This is a genomic window from Dietzia cinnamea NBRC 102147, from assembly GCF_001571065.1.
Taxonomy (GTDB): Bacteria; Actinomycetota; Actinomycetes; order Mycobacteriales; family Mycobacteriaceae; genus Dietzia; species Dietzia cinnamea.
Genome location: NZ_BCSW01000097.1, coordinates 1 through 4,821 on the forward strand (window position 1 = coordinate 1; position 4,821 = coordinate 4,821).

The following is a 4,821-nucleotide window of genomic DNA, read 5'->3' on the forward strand; positions in this document are numbered from 1 at the left end:
CTATTTTCGCCCAGCGATCCGCAGATCCCCGTGAATCACCCGGGTTAGTCCACAGACAGGAAGCCCCTGTCACCAAGGGCTCACAGGGGTAGCCCCCTCAGTTGGTCGCTCCGTCGGGCACGCTCGCGCAGTACTCGCACACTAGGCCGACGCCCAATCTCGGCCAGAAGCCCGGTGTAGTCGACCAGTGTCAGATGTGTGCCGATAATGTGGATTGCGTCATCCATCCACGCGGCCTCCGAGGGTCCATTACGCGGAGGAATGTCGACTTCGCAGCGTGTGGCCGTCACGAAATGTCGGTTTGCCGTCGGCTCCGTGTCGGTGGCGTCGAGGATCCCGGCTGGCGCGTCGAACGTCGCGCAACAGCTCTTGGGCGCGGGCCTCGGCCAGCTCGGTCACGCCCTGGCGGTAGGCGCCGGGGGCGTTCCAGTCGAGGTCTGGCAGGCCGGTGACGGCGCGGTGCCAGCGCAGGTGCTCGAGGAATTCGGTGTCGTCGAGACTCGCTGCGGCCTTCTGGAGCTGGGAGACAGTGTCGGGGGCTGCCATGTGGCGGCACCGTAGCCTCGCGGTCGGACACTCCCTTATCGGTCGAGGTCACGGGCTGCGATAAGTCCGGTGATGAAGTCCGCGGCGCGGTCGGCTTCAGCGTCGGTGAGGTCGAACTCGCGTCCTCCGACGACGGTGCGGGCTGGCCCGAGTGGTTCGAGTCCGTAGAGGACTCTGGTGTTGGCGGTGAGTGCGGCGCGGTCGGCGATGTCCGCCGGCATGTTGCCGAGGGCGGCGGCGAGGGCTTCGAAGTCGTCTCGGGTGATGGTCGGCGGGTGGGCTGGTCTGCCGCGGCGGGCGGGCACGCTGCCGCGTTCCCAGGTTCTTAGTTGTCCTGCACTGATGTTGGCCGCGACTGCGACTTTCAGTTGGCTCATGCCGGTTTCGAGGCGGGTGATGCGGATGGCTCGGCCGAGTGAGCGGGCTTCCTCTGGGGTCATGCGTTCTCCTCCCCTATCGTGTCGAGGCTGACGTTGGCGAGCACTGCCCAGTGTCCGTGGTCGTGGGTGACGTCGAGGACGTGGGTTGTTGGGCGCTGCGTGTTCCCATGGTGGGCGGTGATGCGGTGATCGAGGTCGATGTGGGCGTGCAGTTCGCTCGGCCCGGTCCCGACGAAGAAGGTCATGGCGTGGTCCTTTGGGGGTCTTGTTCAGGCCTGGTCATGGCCATTTGCGAGGGAGGTGCGGCGTTTGGTTTCGCGGCGCATGGCGCGTCCCTGTTCGACCATGAGGTCCATGAGGTCGTCGGTGGGTGCTTCGGTGCTGGCGCGGGTGAGGTGGGCCGCGGTGCGGGCGAAGCGGCGGCGGTAGGAGGCGTCGAGAACGTCGGCGGCGAGGGTACGCACTCCGACGGCGGGGGTTCCGAGCAGGGCGACGACCTGGAGTGCGTCGGCCAGGAGCTGACCGTGGTGGCCGGCCATTCGGCCGGCATTGGTGAGTGCGGAGAGCACTCGGGTGGCGTGGTGTGGTTCGTCGGCGGCGATGAGGTCGGCGATCACGCTGTACAGGTCGCCGTAGCGGGGGTTGAGGAAGTCGCTTGCCTCGAGGTGTGCGGCGATGTGGCGGGCCTCGGCGGTGTCGTTGGTGTGCAGGAGCGCGCAGAGCAGGGCGGCCTCGGGGTCGAGCTCGGGGACGGTGGGAGCAGCGTCGGCGGCGGCGAGGTCGTCCACGTCGACCGGGTCGGCGCTGGCGTGCTGCTCGGCGGTCATGATGCTCATTGTCTGTCCTGTCTCTGCGGTGTGGTGGGTGATGCCGGTTAGGCGAACAGGTCGAGTTGTTCGGGTTCGCCTTCGATGGTGGTCGCCGGTTCCCAGATGGGCGCGGCTAGGAGTCGCAGCTGCGCTTCGAGGTCGGCGATTGTTTCGCGTTCGGCGTCGGTGTGGCAGTACAGGGCGCCGGGGGTCTGGTCTCCGACCTTGGCGTGGCACCACTTGCGGTCGGTTTCGCGGAACGCGTTGGTGAAGTCCTCGGTGACGTATCGGCTGATGTGGCGGCGGATCTGGGTCCAGGTGATGTGGTGGTCCGGTTCGCTGTTCCAGGGACGGTTGGTCCCGGTCCAGATGGACACCCCTTTGCTGCGGTACTCGAATGCGAGGCCGCCGCCGTATCCAGAGGACATGCTGGCGACGATGTGGGGGATCTCAGTGTCCGGGGATGCGGCGAGGCGTCCGAGGCCATGCAGGGAGTTTGTCTTGAGGAGGAAACGCAGTTCGGCGTGGTTGAGAGCGTGCATGGTGGTGGTCCTTTCGGGGCGCCCGTCTGCCTCGCGGCGATGGGCAGTGGGTCGGGGGGAGGTCAGCCGTAGATGACGTCGCCGAAGATGCCCATCTGGAGGGCCATGTCGGCGTTGCTGGCGTCGATGTCGCCCCGGTCGCCGTTGGTGCGGTTGGCCTCGCGGAAGTCGTTGACGAGGTCGTTGTCGATGCTGCTCTTGGCGAGCAGGCTGGCTCCGCGGACGATGGTGTCGAGGTTGACGTGGTGCTCGTCGCCGGTCTCGTACTCGCGGACGGTGGCGGTGTAGCAGTCGCCTCCCGATCCGAGCGGGTCGAGGTTGTCCCCCGCGGGCGTGGTCCCGGTCTGGTCCTCGACGTGAACGGTCTCGGCCCAGTAGCCGATGCCGGTCTCGACGGCGGTGCTGAGAACGTCGACTAGGAACTGGGTGCGTTCGGGGCTGCGGGCAGCCGTGGGGGCGAGTGCCTTGATCCGGTCGGGGCGATGGCCGGCCCAGTTGTCGGTGTCGGTGACGATGACCGGGGCCTGGCAATGGCCGAGGGTTCGCACGTACTCGAGGGCGTCGGCGTCGGCGGTGAGGTCGACGACCTCGTAGGCCAGTCCGGCCTTGTCGAGGGTGCGCGTGGTGGCGTCGCACTGCACGCAGTCAGCCTTGGTGTAAACGGTGATGCTCATGGTGTTCCTCCTCGGGTTGCCGGGGGCTTCCTGCCCTCTCGGTATGGCTCCATACTAGCACTAGTGGCACTAGTGGTAAAGCCTTTTCTGTACTTTGACCTGGCTTTTTTGGTTCGTCGTGGCGCTCGTGTCGGACCGTCTCGCGCATGGTCCCCCTTTCCCTGACACCTGCCGAAATGGCGCGGAGCGGACGGGGTCAAGAGAGGGGACGGCGGTGGAGCCAAGAAGGTCCGGGCGAAATAAGGGAGCGCAGCGACCGCGTCCGGGGCTTGTTGGCGGAGCCGGCGCACCCGCAGGGTGCCGACCTTGACGCCGGGAGTGGAGCGCCAATGATCGGCGTGGCAGGGAAAGAGGGCCTCCCACCGGTTCGCCCCAGCGGGCTCGTGGGTGTTGTGACCGCGTTGGGGCTGGCGTTCGGTAGGCGCCAAAGGGCGTTGCACGCGGGAGCTGGGGCTAGAACCGTCACCCCGGTCGGGCAGATGGTTCTTTTCCTGCTCTTACTGGCCCGTCGGTTCGTCCAGGTCGGCGGGTGCGGGCGAGTAGTAGCCGAGTCCGCCTGCGGTGAAGTGTCCTCCGGTGTAGCTGCCGGTGTCTGAGGCCAGTCCGAGCGTGAGTGCGTATACCTGGGCGGCGAGGTCGTCGGCGTCGAGTTGGCCGTCGCTTGTGGTGTGTGGGGTGAGGATTCCGCGCTTTCCGTTGATGTGGGCAGGCCGTGCGCGGTGGTCGCCGGCGCGGGCGAGCTTGAGTGCTTGGTCGGTGACCTGGTCGATGGTTCCGGTGAGCGGCGTGTCCATGGACGTGAGGATGCCACTGTGGGGCGGGCCGAAGGCGTGCCCCACAGTGGTTTGGTCGTTCGTCTGTGGATTGCGTGGGGGTGTGAAATGCGGTGCAGGCTCGCCCATCAGGGCGAGCCTGCACCGGGGTTGCGGGTTAGAGGATAAAGAAGCCGGTGACTCGGTAGTGGTCGCGGTGGTCGCGGTGGATCGTGGCGGACAGTGCGCGGAATCGGGTGCCCCATTCGATGACGGTTGAGATGTAGAACGTGGCGCGGTCGGGTTCGCGGATGACTTGGGTGTGGGTGCGGCGGGTCCGTATGTCTGTGCCGATGTTGGTGAGGGCGACGAGTTCGGCGGCGGCGTTGATCCCTCTGCATCCGGCGGGCGTGGCGAGGTGGCGGTCGAGCAGGTCGCGTAGGCGACCGCGTCGGCCATTGACCGTGGCGAGGGCGACGGTCATGATGCGGTGGATTGCCTCATGCTCTTGGGGTGTGGGTTCGAAGCCATCGGGCTGAACGGGTGACGGCTGGGTTGATGCGGTGGTGTCTGCCTGGCGGCGTCGCGCGGTGCGGGTGACGAGTTCGCTGAGCCAGACTCGGGCAGTTCTCGGGTCGACGTGGTGTGCGGCCATTTCGTCGTATGCGGCGTCGATCTTCGCCTGGGCGGGCACGAGGAATGTGGTGGCGGGCGCGTGGTGGCCGTCGGTGGTGGGGGCCGGTTCGGTGTTCGGCGCGGCGGTGACGGCGGTCGTGGTGCTCATGGTGTTCTCCTTCTTGGGGTTTCCGGGGGCTTGCTGCCCTCTCGGTGTTGGTGCGGTCTGAGCCACCGGCCCGCTGGTAGCGGGCCGGTGGTGGTCTCATCCGATGACGAGTCCGTCGATGCAGTCGAAGCAGCAGCCTCCGGCGTAGTCGCCGGTGATGAGGGTGTTGCATCGTGCGCAACGGGCGGCGGGATGGACGAGGAGCAAGTGGTCACCTTCGTAGTGCCACAGCATCTCGGTGCCGTCGTCGGCGTGCATGAGGCGGATCTCCATGTAGATCTGGCCGTCCTCGCTTTCGAGGGTGAAACTGTCGACCAGTTCGCCAGGCTTGGTG

Annotated in this window: 8 protein-coding genes and 1 pseudogene; all 9 read right to left on the bottom strand. The window is 66.9% G+C overall.

Annotated elements, in window-relative coordinates:
* Positions 1-249: 249 nt before the first annotated feature.
* Positions 250-546, bottom strand: coding sequence for a hypothetical protein (locus tag DCI01S_RS17415; protein WP_156482648.1), 297 nt, complete (start codon positions 544-546; stop codon positions 250-252).
* A gap of 35 nt (positions 547-581) precedes the next feature.
* A complete protein-coding gene (locus DCI01S_RS15910) occupies positions 582-986 on the bottom strand; it encodes a helix-turn-helix domain-containing protein (protein ID WP_061230121.1) in 405 nt (134 codons plus the stop codon).
* On the bottom strand, positions 983-1,171 hold the full coding sequence (locus DCI01S_RS15915; RefSeq protein WP_061230122.1) for a hypothetical protein: 189 nt from the start codon (positions 1,169-1,171) through the stop codon (positions 983-985). The genes DCI01S_RS15910 and DCI01S_RS15915 overlap by 4 nt, the downstream gene beginning before the upstream one ends.
* Positions 1,172-1,195: 24 nt before the next feature.
* Positions 1,196-1,762 (bottom strand): DnaB-like helicase N-terminal domain-containing protein, encoded by a 567-nt coding sequence (locus DCI01S_RS15920; protein ID WP_061230123.1) that lies wholly within the window; start codon positions 1,760-1,762, stop codon positions 1,196-1,198.
* Between the two features lie 38 nt (positions 1,763-1,800).
* Positions 1,801-2,277 carry a hypothetical protein gene (locus DCI01S_RS15925; RefSeq protein WP_061230124.1) on the bottom strand — a complete coding sequence of 159 codons (477 nt, stop codon included), beginning with the start codon at positions 2,275-2,277 and terminating at the stop codon, positions 1,801-1,803.
* Positions 2,278-2,720: 443 nt separating this feature from the next.
* Positions 2,721-2,951 (bottom strand): annotated as a pseudogene (gene nrdH, locus DCI01S_RS17995) (glutaredoxin-like protein NrdH); the annotation flags it as partial.
* 497 nt (positions 2,952-3,448) lie between these two features.
* The gene (locus tag DCI01S_RS15935) at positions 3,449-3,745 is read right to left on the bottom strand and encodes a hypothetical protein (RefSeq protein ID WP_156482650.1); all 297 of its coding nucleotides are present in this window, start codon (positions 3,743-3,745) and stop codon (positions 3,449-3,451) included.
* Positions 3,746-3,881: 136 nt separating this feature from the next.
* Positions 3,882-4,487 (bottom strand): hypothetical protein, encoded by a 606-nt coding sequence (locus tag DCI01S_RS15940; RefSeq protein WP_061230126.1) that lies wholly within the window; start codon positions 4,485-4,487, stop codon positions 3,882-3,884.
* Between the two features lie 96 nt (positions 4,488-4,583).
* A partial coding sequence (locus tag DCI01S_RS17650; protein WP_167349578.1) for a hypothetical protein occupies positions 4,584-4,821 on the bottom strand: 238 nt, incomplete at its 5' end.